Source organism: Prochlorococcus marinus str. NATL2A (assembly GCF_000012465.1).
GTDB classification, from domain to species: Bacteria; Cyanobacteriota; Cyanobacteriia; order PCC-6307; family Cyanobiaceae; genus Prochlorococcus_B; species Prochlorococcus_B marinus_B.
The window spans coordinates 1,587,806-1,606,917 of record NC_007335.2 but is presented as its reverse complement, the minus strand read 5'-3'; the positions used below and the strand labels follow the sequence as shown (position 1 = coordinate 1,606,917).

Sequence of the window (19,112 nt, the reverse complement as noted above, 5' to 3'; positions counted from 1 at the left end):
TATTTAAATGAAAAAAAAATTACTATTTCTTGGCCCCCCTGGCGCGGGGAAAGGGACTCAAGCAAATCTTTTTTGCAAAAAATACGGACTAATTCATCTTTCAACTGGAGATTTACTTAGAGATGAGGTCTCCTCAGGATCTGTTTTAGGTATCAAAGCTGCTGAGATTATGAATAAAGGAGAATTAGTGAGTGATGAATTAGTTCTCTCAATTGTTGAAGGGAGGTTGGCAAATATTAATGAGGGTTGGTTGTTGGATGGGTTCCCTAGAAATGTCAATCAAGCTAATTCTCTAAAAAATCTTTTAGAAAAAATTAATCAACCTCTAGAGGGGGTCATCTTAATAAAAGTTGCTGACGATTATTTAATTAAAAGGCTTGTAGAGAGAGGAAGACAGGATGACAATGAGCAAGTAATAACTAACAGACTAAAAATATACAGAGAAAAAACCTCTCCACTAATTGATTTGTATAAGAAGCAAGGTATTCTTGAAGAGATAGAAGGTAATGCTGACATTGATGTTGTTTTTTCATGCATTGAGAAATCTTTAGGCTGACGATGTAGTAAGATTTTACTTTGGAAATAGGAGAGTCTCACCAAATGAAGGTTAGATCCTCAGTCAAAAAAATTAGTCCTGACGATCAGATCGTGAGGCGTAGAGGCCGAATCTATGTGATCAACAAGAAAAGGCCTCGTAACAAGCAGCGTCAGGGCTGATTCCTGACTTTTGAAGAAGTCTTAAACGTTTAATTTTTTTCGTTTGCCTTTTTCAACAACTGTCATCATTTAATTTTGATGATTTTCATTGTCCTCTTCGATTTATCCCTAAGTGGCACGGATTTCAGGCATCGATATACCTCGCGAAAAGCGGGTAGAAGTTGCCCTTACTTACATTTACGGCATTGGTTTAACCAGAGCCCAATCTATCCTTGAAAAATCAGGTGTTAATCCTGATATTCGTGTAAAGGATTTAGAGGATAGTGATATTCAGAAGCTCAGAGCTGTTACTGAAGAATTCACTCTTGAAGGAGACTTGAGGCGCCAAGAAGGAATGGCGCTTAAAAGACTTCAAGATATAGGATGTGTCCGTGGACGCAGGCATCGAATGAGCCTTCCTGTTCGTGGACAACGAACAAGAACTAATGCTCGCACAAGGAGAGGAGCAAGAAAAACTGTTGCAGGAAGAAAGAAATAATTTCTTAAGAATCCTGTTACCAGCTGGTAATTTACAAAATCTTTTTAAATAAAGCACAGCCTAATGGCTACAACCTCAAAGAAATCCGGTTCTAAGAAGTCAAAGCGCAACGTTCCCAATGGAGTTGTGCATATTCAAAGTACCTTCAACAACACCATTGTTTCTATTACCGACACCTCTGGTGAAGTCATTTCCTGGTCATCAGCAGGAGCAAGCGGTTTTAAAGGAGCTCGAAAAGGTACTCCTTTTGCTGCTCAGACCGCGGCTGAACTTGCGGCCCGAAGGGCCCTAGAGCAAGGAATGCGTCAAATAGAAGTTCTTGTAAGAGGACCAGGCTCAGGTCGTGAAACCGCAATAAGAGCGTTGCAAGTAGCTGGTCTTGAAATTACTTTGATCAGAGATGTAACTCCTCTTCCTCATAACGGTTGCAGGAGACCTAAACGCAGACGCGTTTAAAATCTATTCACTTAAGTGAACTTTTCTTTTTTTCCACATCGCATTAGACCGTGTTGCAATACCAGATAGACAGGATCGATCATCAAGTTTCTAATGATCGTTCCCAAACAGGTGTCTTCCTAATCGGACCTCTTGAGAGAGGTCAAGCAACAACTTTGGGTAATTCTTTACGCAGAGTGTTGATGGGCGGACTCGAAGGCAGCGCAGTTACAGCTGTCAGGATTGCAGGAGTTAATCATGAATATGCAACAATTCCTGGTGTAAGAGAAGACGTGCTAGACATCCTTCTAAATTGTAAACAAATTTCAGTTGACAGTCGTAGTCAAGAGCTTGAGATAGGAAGACTTGTTGTAACAGGCCCAGCTGATGTTAAAGCAAAGGATATTCAGTTCTCATCTCAAGTTGAAGTTGTTGATGGTGATCGTCCAATAGCAACAGTTCAGGAGGGGCATAACCTAGAACTAGAAATACATGTAGAAAGAGGTGTTGGATATCGACCAGTTGATAGAAAAAATGAGGAGACAAGCGCAATTGATTTGCTTCAGATAGATGCTGTATTTATGCCTATAAATAGAGTTAATTTTACTATTGATGAAACTGCTGTAGCTGAGGGAGGATCAACCAGAGAAAGATTAAAAATGGAGTTGGTCACCGATGGATCCACCTCCCCAGACGATGCATTAGCGGAAGCTGCTAATCAATTAATCGAACTTTTTCAACCTCTTGCTACTGTTTCAATGGTAGAAGAGATTCCTGAAGAGCCAGAGCCTGCAGCAGAGGCCCAAATCCCCCTCGAGGAGTTAAACTTATCTGTAAGAGCTTATAATTGCCTAAAACGAGCCCAAGTGAACTCTGTTTCAGACTTGATGGGTTTCAGTTATGAGGATTTATTGGAAATTAAGAACTTCGGTTCTAAATCCGCTGACGAAGTTATTGAAGCTCTTGAGAGAATTGGAATTTCTATTCCACAAAGTAGAACTTCTGCATGACTTTCAGTTTTATTACTACTAAATTTCAAAGCTAATCCAATGCGTCATCAACGTCGAATTCCACAATTGAGTCTACCTGCAGATCAAAGGAAGGCACTTTTAAGAGGATTAACTACTCAACTAATTCGCGAAGGTAGAGTTACAACAACGAAAGCAAGAGCTAAAGCTTTGAGAAATGAAACTGAGAGGATGATTACCTTGGCTAAGGATGGCAGTCTTGCTTCAAGGAGAAGAGCTATTGGATATGTATATGATAAGCAATTAGTTCATGCACTTTTTGAAAAGGCCCAAGAGCGATACGGCGATAGAGAAGGTGGTTATACAAGAATCGTGAGAACGACCCCAAGACGCGGGGATAATTCTGAAATGGCCATTGTTGAACTTGTATAGGATATTAATTTTTCAAAAACAAATCAATATTTTTACTTATTAGTTCAATTTGACTAATAGAATTGCTCTTGTCATTCAATACGATGGATCAGGTTTTAGAGGCTGGCAAAATCAAAAAGATTCAATAACTGTTCAAGGAACTTTAGAAGAAAAAATTGCAGAACTTGATCCAATCAGACCAGTCAAGGCAATTGCAGCAGGCAGAACTGATTCAGGAGTTCATGCTTCAGGACAAGTTGTTCATTTTGATTGCTCTGGCCCAATTCCTATTCATAAATGGGCATCAGCCTTAAATGGCAGACTTCCAGCATCAATTAAAGTTCTTGAAGCAGTAGGTGTTCCCAAAGTTTGGCATGCTTGCTATTCGGCAAAATATCGAAGGTATAGATATTCTATTTTTAATGGTTCCTATCCAAATCTTTTTCTTCAAAATATAAGTTGGCATAAATATAGATTTATGTTGGACATCAATTTAATGAAGCATGCTCTGAATGATTTATTAGGTTTACATGATTTTGCAGCGTTTCAAAAAGCAGGAAGTAATAGAAGTAATTCATTGACCACAGTGCAAGATGTTTCTATTTCTCGTTATGGAGACATAGTTACAGTTGAAATTCAGGCCAGTGGCTTTTTGTACGGGATGGTCAGGCTTTTGATGGGTCAATTAGTTGCTGTTGGAGAAAAACGACTTTCTCTTGAAAAATTTAGATATAGATGGAGAAAGGGATTGCGCTCTGAGGTGAAAGAGGCTGCTCCTGCTCATGGACTGTGTTTGATAAGAGTTGGTTATGAGGAAAAAATCTTTTCAAAAGAGAAAAGTTTTGACACTTTTCCAAGTTTTTATCTTCCAAAATTTGAACCTACGAAATACACAAGCTAATTAAAAGATTAATAAATTAAAAATATATGAATTTTGTTAAATCAGTAATTTAAATTTCATCCGAACAAAAAGGCCAGTTTTAAGCCTTGAAAGTGTAGAATTATTTTTCTGAAGAATCAGATCAATTTTTTGACTTGATAACTTCCTTAAACAGTATTATCAAAACGATAATGCTTATTCAGTGTTAAAGGTGTTCAGGAAAAATGAACAAGACATCAGTTCCATCGCCGGACTCAATAGATCGCCAGTGGTTTCTCGTGGATGCAGAGAATCAGACTCTTGGTCGACTAGCAACTGAAGTTGCTAGCGTCCTAAGGGGTAAGACAAAGCCAAATTTCACTCCTCACTTGGATACTGGAGATTTTGTTATTGTCGTAAATGCAGAAAAGATCAAAGTAACCGGCAAAAAATCAGATCAAAAGCTTTACCGCAGACATTCTGGACGTCCAGGCGGCATGAAAGTTGAAACCTTTAAGGCTCTTCAATCCAGAATCCCTGAGAGAATAGTTGAAAAGGCAATTAAAGGAATGCTGCCTCACACAAGGTTAGGAAGGCAATTATTTACGAAACTCAAAGTTTATAAAGGCTCTGATCATCCTCATTCAGCCCAAGAGCCTAAAATTCTTTCTCTAAATTCTGAATCTGTTACAAAATGACTAGTTCCACAAATAAAGTAGTTTACTGGGGAACTGGTAGACGTAAGACATCTGTAGCCAGAGTTAGATTAACTCCTGGGAAAGGTGAAATAATCATCAATGGTCGTCCTGGTGACCACTACTTGAATTTTAATCCTGCTTATATATCTGCTGTTAAAGCTCCTTTGAAAACTTTAGGATTGAGTGAATCATATGATGTTTTAGTTAATGTCTATGGTGGAGGGTTGACTGGCCAGTCTGACGCCATTAAACAGGGAGCTGCTAGAGCTTTATGTACTTTATCTCTTGATAATCGTAAACCTCTAAAATTAGAGGGGCACCTTAGTCGTGACCCTAGAGCAAAAGAAAGGCGTAAATATGGTCTGAAAAAAGCTCGTAAAGCTCCTCAATTCTCAAAGAGATAATTTTACTTTTCACCTTAAAGTTTTCACTTTTTTATCATGCCTAAATCAGATATACATCCAACTTGGTATCCAGAAGCAAAAGTAATTTGTAATGGAGAAGTTGTCATGACAACAGGTGCTACTCAGCCTGAAATACAGGTTGATGTTTGGAGTGGAAATCATCCTTTCTTCACCGGGACTCAAAAGATTTTAGATACGGAAGGAAGAGTAGATAGATTCATGAGAAAATATGGTATGGCCTCATCGGACTCGAGTGAACAAAAAGATAAATCTTCAGAAGAAAAAAAAGAAAGTTGACAGCTGTTGATCTAAAGATTTAGGGAATAAAAAGAATGGATTCTTCAACCCTAATTAAACGATTAGAAACAGCTAAAAGTAGTTTTCAAAACTTGGAGTTGCAATTAGCTGATCCAGATGTTGCATCAGATCCAAAACAATTAGAGACAATTGCTAGAGAAAGATCCCGTTTAGAGCCTTTGGTTAATGATTATTTAAAGCTCCAGATAATAGAAAAAGAGTGTCTAGAAGCTAAAGGATTAGTAAAAGAAAGCAGAGATGATAAAGAGATGGAACTTTTAGCTAGAGAAGAACTTCAAAATCTCGAACTCTCAAAAAATGAATTAATTCAAAAGTTGACTTTGGCTCTTTTACCCAAAGATCCAAGAGATGAAAGAAGTGTGATGCTTGAAATCAGAGCTGGAGCAGGAGGGAATGAAGCTTGTTTATGGGCTGGTGATTTAGCAAGAATGTATGAAAGATATGGTCAAAAACTTGGATGGAATGTAAAACCTATAAGTTCAACAGAAGCTGATATGGGCGGTTTTCGTGAAATGATTATCTCTGTCAAAGGGGAGTCTGTTTACAGCCAATTAAAATTTGAAGCAGGTGTTCATAGAGTTCAAAGAGTCCCTTCAACTGAATCTCAAGGACGAGTTCATACCTCTACTGCAACTGTTGCTGTAATGCCAGAAGCTGATCCAGTAGAGGTGAAAATAGAATCTACCGATCTAGAAATTAGTACGGCAAGATCAGGTGGTGCTGGCGGGCAAAATGTAAATAAAGTAGAAACCGCTATTGATTTATTTCACAAGCCCTCAGGTATAAGAGTTTTTTGTACGCAAGAACGTTCTCAAATGCAAAATAGAGAAAGAGCAATGGAGATTTTAAGAGCTAAATTATTAGAACTAGAACTAGCAGAGGCTAATGCAAAGGAAAGATCTGCTCGATTGTCTCAGGTTGGCACAGGTGATAGAAGTGAAAAGATTAGGACATATAACTACAAAGATAATCGAACAACTGATCATCGATTAGGAGTTAATTTCCCCCTTGAACAAGTTCTTTCAGGTCAATTGGAAGATGTCATAGGTGCATGTATTGCAGAAGAACAAAAAAGGCAAATGGAAGAGCTTAGTAATCAATCTGAAGATTAAAAGCTAAGCTACCCATCCAATTACGTATTTACTCCATTCTTTATGACGACCAGAATGAATTTGTTTTGTTGTTTCAAAACTCATGTTATTTAAAGGTTTATAGGGTTTGGTTCTTAAAGGCATCTTTGCCTCTTCAGGGGTTCTATTACCTTTCATGACGTTGCACTGCAGACATGCAGTAATCACATTTTCCCAATTATCTGTTCCTCCTCTACTACGAGGGAAAACATGATCAATTGAAAGTTTTTTATTTTTCTGACCACAATATTGACAAGAGTTATTATCTCTTTGAAATATATTTTTTCTAGATAGAGGAATATCTCGATATGGAACTCTAATAAATTGCCTTAATCTTATTACTGTAGGAGCTTTGACATCTTGCCTAATATTGTGTGTAGCATCTTCTTCAAGACTTTCAGCCTTGCCTTTGAGCATTAAAACAGTCGCGCGTCGCCATGAAGTGATGTTCAATGGCTCATAGGAAGCATTCAAAACAAGAACTTGACCCATGCAAGCAAGCTATTTAAGCGGCATGCTAGTGGTATTGACTCCTTGTTGCAGTTTCCCTTATTACATTGATTGGATGCAGAGTATGTCAAAAATCAATAGAACTGAAAGATCTTTCACTTTTGGTGGGTTAACTGAAAATGTAATTACCCCTGATCCTCGCAGTCGTGCATGGGTTGAGGTTGATTCGAAAATTATCGAAAATAATGCAAGAGTCTTGAAAAACTTTATTGGCGATGATTGTTCATTGATGGCAGTTGTGAAAGCTGATGGATACGGACATGGTGCAGAGACTGTTGCTAAATCTGCGTTAACTGGAGGTGCAGACAGTCTTGGAGTAGCAACTTTAGAAGAGGGTATTCAATTAAGGAATGCTGGCTTGAAGTGTCAGATATTAATTCTTGGAAATCTAATTAATTCAGAAGAACTTTATTCTTCCTTTTGCTGGGATCTTATTCCTACGATTAGTGGAATTCGTGAGGCAATAATTTGCAATAATATCGCAGAAAATAAGAATAAAAAATTTGCTATTCACTTAAAAATAGACACAGGTATGACGAGACTTGGCTGTAACTGCAATCAATTTAAAGAATTAATTAATAAGATTGATTGTCTTGAAAATATAGCCTTAGAAGGTATATATAGTCATTTGGCAATTGCTGATAGATATCTAGAAAATAATACTCAACTAAGTTTCACGCAGATTCAGTTAAATAGATTTGAGAAGGTCTTAAAGGGTTTGGGCAAAAGAAACAAGTTTATATGCAGACACCTAGCAAATTCTGCGGGAACACTTTCAGATAGTCGACTTCATTTTGATATGGTTCGGGTGGGACTAAGTTTGTATGGTTATTTCCCTGTAAATGATTTTAAGTCTGATTTGAAACTTAGCCCAGCGTTGAAAGTTAAGGCTCGAGTTACTTTGGTTAGGGATGTTGGGAAAGGAATTGGAGTGGGGTACGGACATTTTTTTAAAACTCAAAGGGCAAGCAAGCTTGCTGTCGTTGCTATTGGCTATGCAGATGGGGTAAGCAGAAGCCTTTCTGGAAAAATATCAGCCTCAATAGATGGAGTGTTAGTTCCTCAAGTAGGTGCAATTGCAATGGATCAAATGGTTTTTGACATAACTGATAAACCAGATATAAAAACAGGTCAGGTTTTAACTCTTCTTGGAACTGATGGTGAGGTTTGCATCTCTCCTCAAGATTGGTGTGATTTGTCTGGATCAATTCCATGGGAAGTTCTTTGCAGTTTCCGAAATCGACTTCCTAGAGTTGTCACTTAAAATTTGTAGAGGATCACAATACAAATTATTTGAGCTTTGACTTGATAAGGTATGGGGAATGGAGAGGTGGCTGAGTGGTTGAAAGCGGCTCCCTGCTAAGGAGTTACAGGAGGCAACTTCTGTCGAGGGTTCGAATCCCTCCCTCTCCGTTTTTCATTAGATTCAGACGGATTCAGAAAGGTTCATAATCCCCCAAAACTACTGATATGACTGAATAGAGCGGGTCAATTGGAGTCAGGTGGGTTCATACTAAGTCAAGCGTGTGTTGTTGGGAATGTTGTTGGGAGAAGTCATTTTGTTGTTGGGAGAAAATTCAGTTGCTGCAAAGGATCTCAGGAAATGTGTTGTTGGGAGGTTGGTCCTGTAACGGGGACCTAACACTTTAGGACTCAAATTTATGTGCTTAATTTGATAAACAATTCTTGGTCAAAAGTAATGATGAAGTTTCATATTTACTGGCAAAACCAACATGGAATTTGGCAAAAGTATCTCACCAAAACCAACGAAGCAGATACCTTTAGGACAATGACCAGAAGAGCAAAATCAACAAATCTCAGGCATAAGATGACTGACGATTCAGGACGCATGTTGGACGTTGTGAACCCCTGAGATGTTTATGAATATCTTCCTTGCTCCTGTTCTCTTCGCTGGAGTTTTCGCTGCATATGTCATGGATGACAGTGATATTGATAACGGCAACGTAGAGATGTATTCACAAGTAACTCATACAGGGAACGTGGTTTTTATTGGTAACAAGAATGGAATTTTCTATCCTTGCCGCTGCCGTCAAATCAAAGGTGAACCACCATGCTGTCCTGTTGCATACCCATCACTTGGTTCTCTTGGATTCGCTGGAAGACGCCATTCATCTGACGTGGTTGAACTTAAACGTGGCAAAGGTTTTTGGTGCAAGTTCAGCAGTCTAAAAATGCCAGAGGGTCACAAGCGTGGAGATAATTTTCCAATTCATTGGTGTCATAAGAGCGGATGGGTTGAAGGGATAAGACCTAAGTCTTTTTCTAATAGATCCAATATTGGTGAACCTCACTCATTGATTTTGCATCCAGCAGTAATTGATGAAACCAAGTTGAGGGGGTTCAATTGATTCCACTACTATTTGCCGCTGCACTTCAATCAGAAATTGTTCTTCAAACCAACGTGATTGAAAAGTTTAGTTGTGGTGCTGGATGTCACAAGAAAGTTGAACAACTAACAAACATGGTTGAGATAGGTGATGGTTGGAGAAAAATCAAAGTGAAACGTACTCCATACATGTGGACTCGTGAAGGTGGGTTAGAGCAGCGAGCACCAGTATTTGATTCACCAATTGGTACTGGTGGTACTACAAGTTGGAACTATTCCAACTGCAAGACAAATATTTTTACTAATAGAAGCAGAGAATATTTTTCTCCTCCTCCATCTCCACCAGAGGAAAAGTGGGAACGAAATTTAAGTGCATTCACTAGCAGCGGCAAACCAAACTTTTTCAGCAAAAATGGAAGTGTGTTTCAGAGGTGGAGAGCAATGTGTCCAGAAACAGAAGCAGCAAGAAAGGGTACTGAAGAAGTCAAGGCATGGTGGGACAGAGTAATCAATATGCTTAAAGATGGCGAAGAAGACAATAAAAAAGAGTAGACGGGAACTACTCTTTGCAAACTTATTTTATGATTTTTTCCAACTGGAATTTTTTTTATTTGTTTAATATCTCTTGCTCGTTTTGGGGCGTTTGTAGGTTACTAAGGTTCCAAAAATTTACTATAGTTTGATCTTCTTATCTCGCACCATTTTATCCATTGCAGCATTAAGTAGTGAATCAATTAGTGCATTCTTCTTCATTGGTTCACTGTTGATACTGCTAGATGCATTCTTGTTGATTTGAACTAATGCTTTATTCAGTCTTGTGTCTGTATTTGTATTGATAATTGCTTGCTTACTCATGTTCTATCTTTTCAATTTTTATTTGCGTAATAAGTCATCCATAGACTTCAAGCATTTTTTATACAAGTCTGTTCTCTTTGGTGTATTTGTTAGTTCTCTAATGTTGGTTTCCATTTCAAGTTCCTCATCAGTAAGAACCATATGAACATTGTTTGATAGAGGTTTTTGTTTATGTATTCTGTTTATTTTTGTTGGTGAATATGTTGCTGATGTCATTATTGAGTTTTGTTCAGTTGATATCTCTACGTCTTACACAGATTGCTCCGCATACTTTATTTATGCTTTCTTTTTCGTTTGCGGAAACAAAAGGACACTTAGAGTCTCTAAAGCATCATCACCATCTCATTTGTTATGTAGTCTTGAGTTGACAGAAATGTACATTCGTGTTAACATAATGTAACAACATGGTTAGCCTAATAAGTTAATTACTTATAAACATTAGAGATAAAAATAATGCATAGAGTTGATCAGGACTCCTTCGCAAGAGATATTGCTTTGGAGTTATCAGGTGTATGGAATAAAATAGATTTTTGTTGGCAAGTTAAATGTCCTACTTGTGCAAAACATCATGCAAAGTGTGCGGATAGAAAGCAAGCAAGGATCATCAAGGGAACTAAGGGTACTTGGATTCTTCAGTGTCCAGTATGTGCATATGAGGCGAGGGGGAAGACTGCTGCAATGTGCTTAGGAAATATTATTGGAACTTACGGGAGTCAAAGTATTCAGGGCAATTGGGATGAAAGGTGGCAAAAAGTTTTTAAGAACAGGAATTGCAAGCACCACCAATCAAGATCTAAGGGATAAGGATTCAAGCATCTTCAGGACACTAACCAATTTCAAGTATCCGCTTTACTTAAGTAGTAAAATCGGAAGAATCAAAAGAGAGAAAAGATAAGAGAAGATGGATCTTTCTAGTCAAGATGGAGAAGTAAAGAAAAAAGTCACTGAAATAAAAACATTCTCCGTTCCATTTGCTTTAGGAGAAATCAAAAAAAATATTACTATTACTACGAACACTCCTTCCAAACCGTCTAAAGAACAAATAATTAATCAAGCATTGAAGTTTCATTCACAAGGCAATATTTCAGAAGCAGCAAAACTTTATCAATATTTTATTGATAAAGTTTTCAAAGATCACAGGGTTTTTTCTAATTATGGAATAATTTTAAAAAGTCTAGGCAAATTACAAGAAGCAGAATTATCTACTCGCAAAGCAATTGAAATTAAACCTGATTACGCAAAAGCGCATTTAAATCTGGGAATCATATTGAGTGATCTTGGTAAATTAGAAGAAGCAGAATTGTCATACCGCAAAGCAATTGAACTGAATCCTGATTTCGCAGAAGCACATTACAATTTGGGAATCATATTGAGTGATCTTGGCAAATTAGAAGAAGCAGAATTGTCATACTGCAAAGCAATTGAACTTAACCCTAATTTCGCAGAAGCACATTCCAATCTGGGAAACATATTAAAAGATCTTGGCAAATTACAAGAAGCAGAATTGTCATATCGCAAAACAATTGAACTTAATCCTGATTTCGCAGACGCTCATTACAATTTGGGAGTCTTATTGAAAGAACTAGGCAAATTAGAAGAAGCAGAATTGTCATACCGCAAAGCAATTGAACTGAATCCTGATTTCGCCAATGCTCATTACAATCTGGGAATCATATTGAAAGATCTTGGCAAATTAGAAGAAGCAGAATTGTCATGCCGCAAAGCAATTAAAATCAAACCTGATTACGCAGACTCTCATTACAATTTGGGAGTCTTATTGAAAGAACTAGGCAAATTACAAGAAGCAGAATTGTCATACCGCAAAGCAATTGAACTTAATCCTGATTTCGCCAATGCTCATTACAATCTGGGAATCATATTGAAAGATCTTGGCAAATTAGAAGAAGCAGAATTGTCATGCCGCAAAGCAATTAAAATCAAACCTGATTACGCAATAGCATACTATTCAATATCATTAATTAAATATTCTGATGAGAATAATATATGGCAGGATCAACTCTTTTCTAAAAATATCTTAATTAATAAATCCCAAGAAGATCAAGTTTATATTTACTTTGCAAGAGCAAATATTCTTCATAAGGAAAAACAATACGAAGAGAGTTCTACATATCTTGATTTGGCGAATGAATTAAAACTTGCTATTAAACCATCTGAATCTAATAAGTTATTAAGTAAGTCTCAGGCATTATTTATTGAATCTAATAAAAATGAAATTAATAAAAAAGAACCCAGAAATTCTCCTGAGAGTATTTTCATTGTCGGAATGCCTAGAAGTGGTTCTACATTATTGGAATCAATTCTTAGTATGAACAATGAAGTATGTGATCTAGGTGAAATTAATATTCTAGAGGAATCTTTTCTAGAGTATAAGAAGTCTAAAAAAGATGCAAATTTTGCTGAACTTTATGGGGAAAAAGTAAATAATCATACTGAGTTGAACATTGCAACTAATAAAAACTTATATAATTATCAATACACAGGTATTATTGCTAAAAGAATACCAAACGCAAAAATTATTCACTGCTATAGAAATCCTTTAGATAATATTCTTTCAATTTACCGAACACATTTTGCTAAAGGAAATGAATATTCCTCATCCCTAGTTGATTGCGTAAGAATTTATCTAGATCAAGAAGAAATTATGACTCAATATAAGAATAGATTTAAATCAACAATTTATGACTTAAATTATGACTCATTAGTTAGCAATCCAAATAAAGAAATCAAATCTTTGATCTCTTGGTTAGGTTGGAAATGGGAAGATAAATATCTATCGCCTCATCTTAATCCACGCTCAGTTTCAACAGCAAGCAATGTTCAAGTTCGTTCCCCAATTAATTCAAAATCAATTGGTGGATGGAAGAACTACAAAGATATGCTGAAACCTGCTATTGAAATCCTTACTCAAACTGATAGATATCAAGACATAACCTTATAAAACAAACTTATAGAACTGGGAAAAGTTTGAAAAAACATACCAACACTTTCAAAAGTAATGAATCAGGTCAATAGATAAGGTTTTTAGTACAAAATACGTGTGCTAAAAACTGAATTTAACTTTTTTAGTAATTTTTTTCTTTTGTAATTTCCATTAATACTCTCTCCATAACCTCTTGCCAATTATTTCGCTCTTTTTGACGGAATAATCTCATCGATGGATACCAAAATGTATTCTCCCTTTCAAGTCCCCAAGTCCAAAAAGGAATATCTTTTAGCAGTAACCAAACTTTTTTACCCATTCCTCCAGCTAAATGAGCAATCGAAGTATCACAAGTAATGATTAAATCACAGTTCTCAATTATGGCAGCATTTTCAAGAAAATCCCAAGTCTCATCAATTTGAGCTTGGCAGTTAACAAACTTATTTCTGAAAGAGCATTTTTCAAGTTGCTCTGAACCAAAACCTTTTTGTAGTGAAAGTAATTTAAAATTATTGTTCCTAGCAAGAGTGGCAAAAGTTTCAAGAGGAATTGATCGTCCTTGATAAGTCTTTTCCATATTTGGATTCCCTTGCCAGTTAATACCAATGATTGGTCTTTTCTCTTTAGAGAGTATGTTTTTCCATTTCTTTTTTAGTTGATTAGTGGAAAAGATATATGGTTCAGAAATGATTGGTTTTTGGGGATTTATCTCTAGATATCTAGGTAAAGATAATAATGAACTCCATTGCCCTTCTGAAATTGTCTCAGCTTGTTCTGGCGTTAATGGATTCTGATCAATCCCTGAGGCTTGGATCAATGAATGTAGTTTTGTTTGAGCACAAAAAGAAATTTTGAGTTCTTGATTTCTAAGGTAAGGAATATATCTCATATATTGAAGAGTATCGCCTAAACCTTGTTCGCTAATGACTAAGAGCTTTTCTCCTTTTTGTAGTTTTTGATTATTTATCCTTTGGACTTTTGTCTTACAGTGAGGAATAGCAGGCTTCTTTTTTTTGAATCTAAATTCATAGTTTTCTAGACCATTTTTATAGTCACCTTGAAGTAGTTCAAGTAATGAAAGATTCCAAAATGCCTCTGCGTAATCAGGTTTAATTTCAATCGCTTTGCGATATGACAATTCTGCTTCTTGTAATTTGCCTAGCTCTTTCAATAAGTTTCCCAAATTGTAATGAGCCTCAGCGAAATCAGGTTTAATTTCAATCGCTTTGCGATATGACAATTCTGCTTCTTGTAATTTGCCTAGCTCTTTCAATAAGTTTCCCAAATTGTAATGAGCCTCAGCGAAATCAGGTTTAATTTCAATCGCTTTGCGATATGACAATTCTGCCTCTTGTAATTTGCCCAGATCATTCAATATATTTCCCAGATTGTAATGAGCCTCTGCGAAATCAGGTTTAATTTCAATTGCTTTGCGATATGACAATTCTGCCTCTTGTAATTTGCCCAGATCATTCAATATATTTCCCAGATTGTAATGAGCCTCTGCGAAATCAGGTTTAATTTCAATTGCTTTGCGATATGACAATTCTGCTTCTTGTAATTTGCCTAGCTCTTTCAATAAGTTTCCCAAATTGTAATGAGCCTCTGCGTAATCAGGTTTAATTTCAATTGCTTTGCGATATGACAATTCTGCCTCTTGTAATTTGCCCAGATCATTCAATATATTTCCCAAATTGGAATAAGCATCTGCGTAATCAGGTTTAATTTCAATTGCTTTACGAGTTGATATTTCTGCTTCTTTTAATTTACCCAGATCATTCAATATATTTCCCAGATTGTAATGAGCCTTTGCGAAATCAGGTTTAATTTCAATTGCTTTACGAGTTGATATTTCTGCTTCTTTTAATTTACCAAGACTTTTTAATATGACTCCATAATTAGAAAAAGCTCTCTCATCTTTGAATCCTTTATTGATGAAATTTTTATAATATTTTGCCGCTTCTGGAATATTTCCTTGTGAATGAAATTCAATTGCTTGATTGATTATTTGTTCTTTAGAAGGTTGAGAAGGCGTGTTTGTATTAATAGTAATATTTTCCTTTTTTTCTTCTAAAGTGAATGGAACTGGGTATGTTTTAACATTCTTGATTTTCTTTTTTCCTTGATCTTTATCACGAGATGTCAAAACTTTTTTCGAACTTACAAGTTCAGTAATTCTACAATTCAATATAATAGCTTTTAATTAATATTTTTCTAATGAGGGGGATTTTGAGGGGGATTTTTCCGCTCTCCCCTCAACAACTATTCCCAACCCGTTCCGTCCCGTTCTTTTTTGCTCTAATGGGAATTACTCCCTCTCCGTTCTTAATTTCTTCCATTAAAGAAGTGGGCAAGATTTTGGTTGCCCACTTCAATTTAAGTTCAGCACTTGTGTATCCATGTGAACAATCCGATTCCCTTTAACTAACCACTTCCCTGACCTACGGGAAGACAAGTGCTAGAACTCCAACCCATTTCTAATTAAACAAAATCATTGGAACATGAGAGAAAACACCTGTTTCCATTTGTGTAATTGGTTCATCAGACCAAAGTGAGTTAAAACAAAGTTAGTCAGCATGAACTGATGATGGATAGTAAAGAATATAATTGGATTTTTGTTTATAAGATTCGTGATTCAGGTGATGTGATTTATAAAGTCACTATTCCATCAGAACGAAAAGAAGATGCAGTTGAAATATTTAAGAGAGAACATCCAGATGGATTGATCTGTAGTGGTATCAGGAGAGGTGATTTTAAATTGATACCATTCAAGGAACTATCTTCACGTGATCCTTGGGAGGAGATTGCTTCGTAAGTGATATTCAAATCAAATCAAGGCAAATCCTTTACCAAAGAAGAAGCAATAGATCTAATGGTGTCATTGAGTGCAACTGACGCAAATTCAGAAAAGAAGTGGAGAGGTTTCTACAACTCTTTATCGCAGAAAGAACTTCAGGATGAATGGGATGAGTATTGGAAACCTTAATTTTTGCATTAAGAAAGGGATCCTGCTGCTTCAGCGACCTTGAGACCCTCACTTCATTTTGAAGGTATATTTTAGAGTGTAATCGTGCTCCTTAAATAACATTTGAATTGTGTTGGGTGGAATGTTGGGTGGAATAACCCAAAAATCCCATCTCCTTGCGTAATGCTGCTTCACCACAGTCCACTTGGTGTCACTCAAAAGTCCTCCCTCTCCGTTCTTAATTAGTTTCAGAGCGTTTCAGGCGTTCCCAGAAAAAGCAAGAATACAGTCGTAGTAATGGTTTTGAAAGTTTAAGAGTTTCAAGCGGTCCCTTAGTGTGCCATACAGAACGAAAAGTGCGAGGGGGATTTTGAGAACTCACTAGGAGAGAGATCTCTGATATGTCAATCGGTTTCACGCTCGTTGAGGGGGATTTTTGCTGCGTCTGAGGGGGATTGAAGTTTATTGGGTGGATATGTGTGGTCTGTTTATTACTTAAGGCATTAAAAAAGGACCTACAAAGAAGGTGCTTCTACTCCAAGAGAGATAGGATTTCCTTCTTTCTCTCGCTCAAAATTATTATCAACTTTGTAGGCGGTTTTGTTCATCTCATACGGCATTAGAAAATAACCTACCAAATGATCTGCTTGCTTGCTCAAATATCATGTGCTTGTAAGCAAGAAGTTTTAGAAATGCTTGAAGAAGCACAGCACTCCTATACGCTTTGGACATCATAAATGTTATGAATACTTCTCAATTAATTAAGGTAAGTAATCATTTTTGACTGAAAGATTTAAGTAAAGGCCTTGTGATATCATTTGATTTTGCTCGTCTTTAGAATAATTATTTACTCGCCTTTAGAAATTAGAGACTGATAGATTCCTTTTTGATTTTTGGGATATTTTACTTCAAACTTTGGCCAGTTTGGCAAGTTTTTCTTTTTTATATTTCGGTAAGCATTTCTTATATATAGATTTAATATTATTATTTCTGTATTAAATCAAAAACAAAACATATCCGTTCTTCTGTGCTTTCAAATGGAATTGTATGGTGAAATAAAGAAGAAGGAAATATACAAATATCTCTGATTTCTATTTTCTTAATCATTAAATTAAAATTCTTACCTTTATTAGGATATCTAGGACCTTTATAACTAAAAGCTATATCACCTGAATGATTATCATTATTACTATATTTAGGAATCTGTAGATAAAAACTACCAGTAACCCATCCATATTCATGATTATGAGGTGCCAGGAATCCTCCGTTTTTCATACTTATCATCCATGACCGAAGTTCATACTTTTCGGGCCAATTAAGGATGAAGCCTTGCCCACTATCTTTAAATTTATTTCTGTAAAGTTCAATCTTTTCTTCTAAGGCTTTTTTAATTGACCTAACAAATGGAAGATCTAATGAAAATAAATTTCCAGAAGTTTGAATTCCTTTATGAAGAGTACCTTGATACCTCATCATAGTTTTTTCGTTTTTTATATAAGAAATCATTTTGTTTAGATCATTTGTGGAGAATGATTCTTCATTTATTTTTTCAAACAAGACATATTTCATGGCTTGATTACAGAAAGGTGAATGATATTTTTTTTCGTAAATAATACTGGCATGCTCAATTATGCCTCCAATCTCAGCATTACAGACTCTCTTTTTAGATAGTTCTTGATATTTTTCATTAAACTCTTTTTCTCGATCTAGAGATAATAGACAGCCTAGATATAGGCTTTGACAAGAAATAGATTCATTTTTGCTTAGATATTTTAAAGCTAATTCAAATTTTTTTTCATAATTTAAATTAATGGCTAAGTCTCTAACTGCCTTATCTAATGCAGGTTTTAATTCAACTGCCTTTAACAAGCTTTTCATTGCTTCTTCTCGTTTATCAAGATCTATCAATAAGCTTCCCAGGCTATAAAGAGCCTCTGCGAAATTTGGCTTAATTTCAATAGCTTTGCGAGTGTAGCTTTCTGCTTCTTGCAAGTTACCAAGATCTTTCAATATTATTCCTAAATTTGAACAAGCTTCTGCGTAATTAGGTTTAATTGCAATGGCTTTGCGAGCTGATAGCTCTGCTTCTTTTAATTTGCCAAGATCGCTCAATATACCTCCCAGGTTGGAATACGCATCAGCGAAATTAGGATTAATTTCAATCGCTTTGCGACATGACAATTCTGCTTCTTGTAATTGGCCGCTATCTTTCAATATTAGTCCTAAATTGGAACAAGCTTCTGCGTAATTAGGTTTAATTTCAATAGCTTTGCGAGTGTAGCTTTCTGCTTCTTGTAAGTTACCAAGATCTCGCAATATTAGTCCTAAAATGGAATGAGCCTCTGCGTAATTAGGATTCAGTTCAATAGCCTTGCGAGTGTATGTTTCTGATTCTTTTAATTTGCCAAGATCTTTTAAAATGATCCCCAGATTATAATATGAATCTGCTAAATCAGGTTTAATTTCAATTGCTTTACGAGTTGATATTTCTGCTTCTTTTAATTTACCAAGACTTTTTAATATGACTCCATAATTAGAAAAAGCCCTCTCATCTTTGAATCCTTGATTGATGAAATTTTTATAATATTTTGCCGCTTCTGGAATATTTCCTTGTGAATGAAATTCAATTGCTTGATTGATTATTTGTTCTTTAGAAGGTTGAGAAGGCGTGTTTGTATTAAAAGTAATATTTTTCTTTTTTTCTTCCAAAGTGAATGGAACTGGGTATGTTTTAACATTCTTGATTTTCTTTTTTCCTTGATCTTTATCACGAGATGTCAAAACTTTTTTCGAACTTACAAGTTCAGTAATTCTACAATTCAATATAATAGCTTTTAATTAACATTTTTCTAATGAGGGGGATTTTGAGGGGGATTTTTCCGCTCTCCCCACAACAACTATTTCGAACCCGTTCCGTCCCGTTCTTTTTGCTCTAATCGGAATTACTCCCTCTCCGTTCTTATTGGATGTCAGAGAAGTCCATATAGCGCCAAATTGACTCGAAGTAAAAGGATTAACTAATTAAAGCAATTTAAGCATGTTCATATAATTAAAGATGGGATCATTGAATATATTC

25 protein-coding genes and 1 tRNA gene are annotated in these 19,112 nt (G+C 36.0%); 20 read left to right on the top strand and 6 right to left on the bottom strand.

Features of this window, described 5'->3' with window-relative positions:
* Nucleotides 1–7 precede the first annotated feature (7 nt).
* From PMN2A_RS08805 to prfA, 11 genes are all read left to right on the top strand, one after another.
* Complete coding sequence (locus tag PMN2A_RS08805; protein ID WP_011295454.1) at nucleotides 8–556, top strand: adenylate kinase; 549 nt, start codon at nucleotides 8–10, stop codon at nucleotides 554–556.
* A gap of 44 nt (nucleotides 557–600) precedes the next feature.
* Nucleotides 601–717, top strand: a complete 117-nt coding sequence (gene rpmJ / locus PMN2A_RS10200) for a 50S ribosomal protein L36 (RefSeq protein WP_011295453.1) — start codon at nucleotides 601–603, stop codon at nucleotides 715–717.
* 112 nt (nucleotides 718–829) lie between these two features.
* The gene (gene rpsM / locus PMN2A_RS08800) at nucleotides 830–1,195 is read left to right on the top strand and encodes a 30S ribosomal protein S13 (protein ID WP_011295452.1); all 366 of its coding nucleotides are present in this window, start codon (nucleotides 830–832) and stop codon (nucleotides 1,193–1,195) included.
* A 63-nt stretch (nucleotides 1,196–1,258) separates the two neighbouring features.
* Nucleotides 1,259–1,651, top strand: coding sequence for a 30S ribosomal protein S11 (rpsK, locus tag PMN2A_RS08795; protein WP_011295451.1), 393 nt, complete (start codon nucleotides 1,259–1,261; stop codon nucleotides 1,649–1,651).
* A 50-nt stretch (nucleotides 1,652–1,701) separates the two neighbouring features.
* Nucleotides 1,702–2,640, top strand: coding sequence for a DNA-directed RNA polymerase subunit alpha (locus PMN2A_RS08790; protein WP_011295450.1), 939 nt, complete (start codon nucleotides 1,702–1,704; stop codon nucleotides 2,638–2,640).
* A 39-nt stretch (nucleotides 2,641–2,679) separates the two neighbouring features.
* Nucleotides 2,680–3,030, top strand: coding sequence for a 50S ribosomal protein L17 (gene rplQ, locus PMN2A_RS08785; RefSeq protein ID WP_011295449.1), 351 nt, complete (start codon nucleotides 2,680–2,682; stop codon nucleotides 3,028–3,030).
* A gap of 49 nt (nucleotides 3,031–3,079) precedes the next feature.
* Nucleotides 3,080–3,910 (top strand): tRNA pseudouridine(38-40) synthase TruA, encoded by an 831-nt coding sequence (truA, locus tag PMN2A_RS08780; RefSeq protein ID WP_011295448.1) that lies wholly within the window; start codon nucleotides 3,080–3,082, stop codon nucleotides 3,908–3,910.
* A gap of 203 nt (nucleotides 3,911–4,113) precedes the next feature.
* Complete coding sequence (rplM, locus tag PMN2A_RS08775) at nucleotides 4,114–4,566, top strand: 50S ribosomal protein L13 (protein ID WP_011295447.1); 453 nt, start codon at nucleotides 4,114–4,116, stop codon at nucleotides 4,564–4,566.
* Nucleotides 4,563–4,970 (top strand): 30S ribosomal protein S9, encoded by a 408-nt coding sequence (gene rpsI, locus PMN2A_RS08770; RefSeq protein ID WP_011295446.1) that lies wholly within the window; start codon nucleotides 4,563–4,565, stop codon nucleotides 4,968–4,970. Before rplM ends, rpsI begins: the two co-directional genes overlap by 4 nt.
* 36 nt (nucleotides 4,971–5,006) lie before the next feature.
* Nucleotides 5,007–5,267, top strand: a complete 261-nt coding sequence (gene rpmE / locus PMN2A_RS08765; protein ID WP_011295445.1) for a 50S ribosomal protein L31 — start codon at nucleotides 5,007–5,009, stop codon at nucleotides 5,265–5,267.
* A gap of 35 nt (nucleotides 5,268–5,302) precedes the next feature.
* Nucleotides 5,303–6,400 (top strand): peptide chain release factor 1, encoded by a 1,098-nt coding sequence (prfA, locus tag PMN2A_RS08760; protein WP_011295444.1) that lies wholly within the window; start codon nucleotides 5,303–5,305, stop codon nucleotides 6,398–6,400.
* Nucleotides 6,401–6,403: 3 nt separating this feature from the next.
* Here the strand turns inward: prfA and PMN2A_RS08755 are convergent, their stop codons facing one another.
* On the bottom strand, nucleotides 6,404–6,910 hold the full coding sequence (locus PMN2A_RS08755) for an HNH endonuclease (RefSeq protein ID WP_011295443.1): 507 nt from the start codon (nucleotides 6,908–6,910) through the stop codon (nucleotides 6,404–6,406).
* A 73-nt stretch (nucleotides 6,911–6,983) separates the two neighbouring features.
* On the opposite strand from PMN2A_RS08755, the gene alr reads away from it, so the two are divergent.
* The 5 genes from alr to PMN2A_RS08730 all read left to right on the top strand — a co-directional run bounded on the left by alr (nucleotide 6,984) and on the right by PMN2A_RS08730 (nucleotide 9,827).
* Nucleotides 6,984–8,192 carry an alanine racemase gene (alr, locus tag PMN2A_RS08750; protein WP_011295442.1) on the top strand — a complete coding sequence of 403 codons (1,209 nt, stop codon included), beginning with the start codon at nucleotides 6,984–6,986 and terminating at the stop codon, nucleotides 8,190–8,192.
* 60 nt (nucleotides 8,193–8,252) lie between these two features.
* Nucleotides 8,253–8,341: transfer RNA gene (locus PMN2A_RS08745), tRNA-Ser, on the top strand.
* A 79-nt stretch (nucleotides 8,342–8,420) separates the two neighbouring features.
* Nucleotides 8,421–8,570: a hypothetical protein gene (locus PMN2A_RS10915; protein WP_187146450.1), complete on the top strand. Its 150-nt coding sequence runs from the start codon at nucleotides 8,421–8,423 to the stop codon at nucleotides 8,568–8,570.
* Between the two features lie 238 nt (nucleotides 8,571–8,808).
* On the top strand, nucleotides 8,809–9,297 hold the full coding sequence (locus tag PMN2A_RS08735; RefSeq protein ID WP_144043294.1) for a hypothetical protein: 489 nt from the start codon (nucleotides 8,809–8,811) through the stop codon (nucleotides 9,295–9,297).
* Entirely contained in the window at nucleotides 9,294–9,827 is a 534-nt protein-coding gene (locus PMN2A_RS08730; RefSeq protein ID WP_011295440.1) for a hypothetical protein, read from the top strand. The genes PMN2A_RS08735 and PMN2A_RS08730 overlap by 4 nt, the downstream gene beginning before the upstream one ends.
* 120 nt (nucleotides 9,828–9,947) lie before the next feature.
* Here PMN2A_RS08730 and PMN2A_RS08725 read toward each other — a convergent pair whose 3' ends face one another.
* Nucleotides 9,948–10,130, bottom strand: coding sequence for a hypothetical protein (locus PMN2A_RS08725; RefSeq protein ID WP_011295141.1), 183 nt, complete (start codon nucleotides 10,128–10,130; stop codon nucleotides 9,948–9,950).
* A gap of 18 nt (nucleotides 10,131–10,148) precedes the next feature.
* Nucleotides 10,149–10,346 carry a hypothetical protein gene (locus PMN2A_RS08720; protein ID WP_011295117.1) on the bottom strand — a complete coding sequence of 66 codons (198 nt, stop codon included), beginning with the start codon at nucleotides 10,344–10,346 and terminating at the stop codon, nucleotides 10,149–10,151.
* A gap of 237 nt (nucleotides 10,347–10,583) precedes the next feature.
* Between PMN2A_RS08720 and PMN2A_RS08715 the strand changes: the two genes are divergently transcribed.
* Both PMN2A_RS08715 and PMN2A_RS10230 read left to right on the top strand, forming a co-directional pair.
* Nucleotides 10,584–10,934 (top strand): hypothetical protein, encoded by a 351-nt coding sequence (locus PMN2A_RS08715; protein ID WP_011295439.1) that lies wholly within the window; start codon nucleotides 10,584–10,586, stop codon nucleotides 10,932–10,934.
* 97 nt (nucleotides 10,935–11,031) lie between these two features.
* Complete coding sequence (locus PMN2A_RS10230) at nucleotides 11,032–13,089, top strand: tetratricopeptide repeat-containing sulfotransferase family protein (protein WP_011295438.1); 2,058 nt, start codon at nucleotides 11,032–11,034, stop codon at nucleotides 13,087–13,089.
* Between the two features lie 124 nt (nucleotides 13,090–13,213).
* Here PMN2A_RS10230 and PMN2A_RS08705 read toward each other — a convergent pair whose 3' ends face one another.
* On the bottom strand, nucleotides 13,214–15,217 hold the full coding sequence (locus PMN2A_RS08705; RefSeq protein WP_144043293.1) for a tetratricopeptide repeat protein: 2,004 nt from the start codon (nucleotides 15,215–15,217) through the stop codon (nucleotides 13,214–13,216).
* Between the two features lie 438 nt (nucleotides 15,218–15,655).
* Here PMN2A_RS08705 and PMN2A_RS08700 point away from each other — a divergent pair, with 438 nt between their 5' ends.
* Entirely contained in the window at nucleotides 15,656–15,886 is a 231-nt protein-coding gene (locus tag PMN2A_RS08700; RefSeq protein WP_011295062.1) for a hypothetical protein, read from the top strand.
* Complete coding sequence (locus PMN2A_RS10910; RefSeq protein WP_011294975.1) at nucleotides 15,887–16,057, top strand: hypothetical protein; 171 nt, start codon at nucleotides 15,887–15,889, stop codon at nucleotides 16,055–16,057.
* A 494-nt stretch (nucleotides 16,058–16,551) separates the two neighbouring features.
* Here the strand turns inward: PMN2A_RS10910 and PMN2A_RS10905 are convergent, their stop codons facing one another.
* Both PMN2A_RS10905 and PMN2A_RS10900 read right to left on the bottom strand, forming a co-directional pair.
* Nucleotides 16,552–16,695 (bottom strand): hypothetical protein, encoded by a 144-nt coding sequence (locus tag PMN2A_RS10905; RefSeq protein ID WP_187146449.1) that lies wholly within the window; start codon nucleotides 16,693–16,695, stop codon nucleotides 16,552–16,554.
* A gap of 325 nt (nucleotides 16,696–17,020) precedes the next feature.
* Entirely contained in the window at nucleotides 17,021–18,817 is a 1,797-nt protein-coding gene (locus PMN2A_RS10900; protein WP_187146448.1) for a tetratricopeptide repeat protein, read from the bottom strand.
* Nucleotides 18,818–19,112 lie beyond the last annotated feature (295 nt).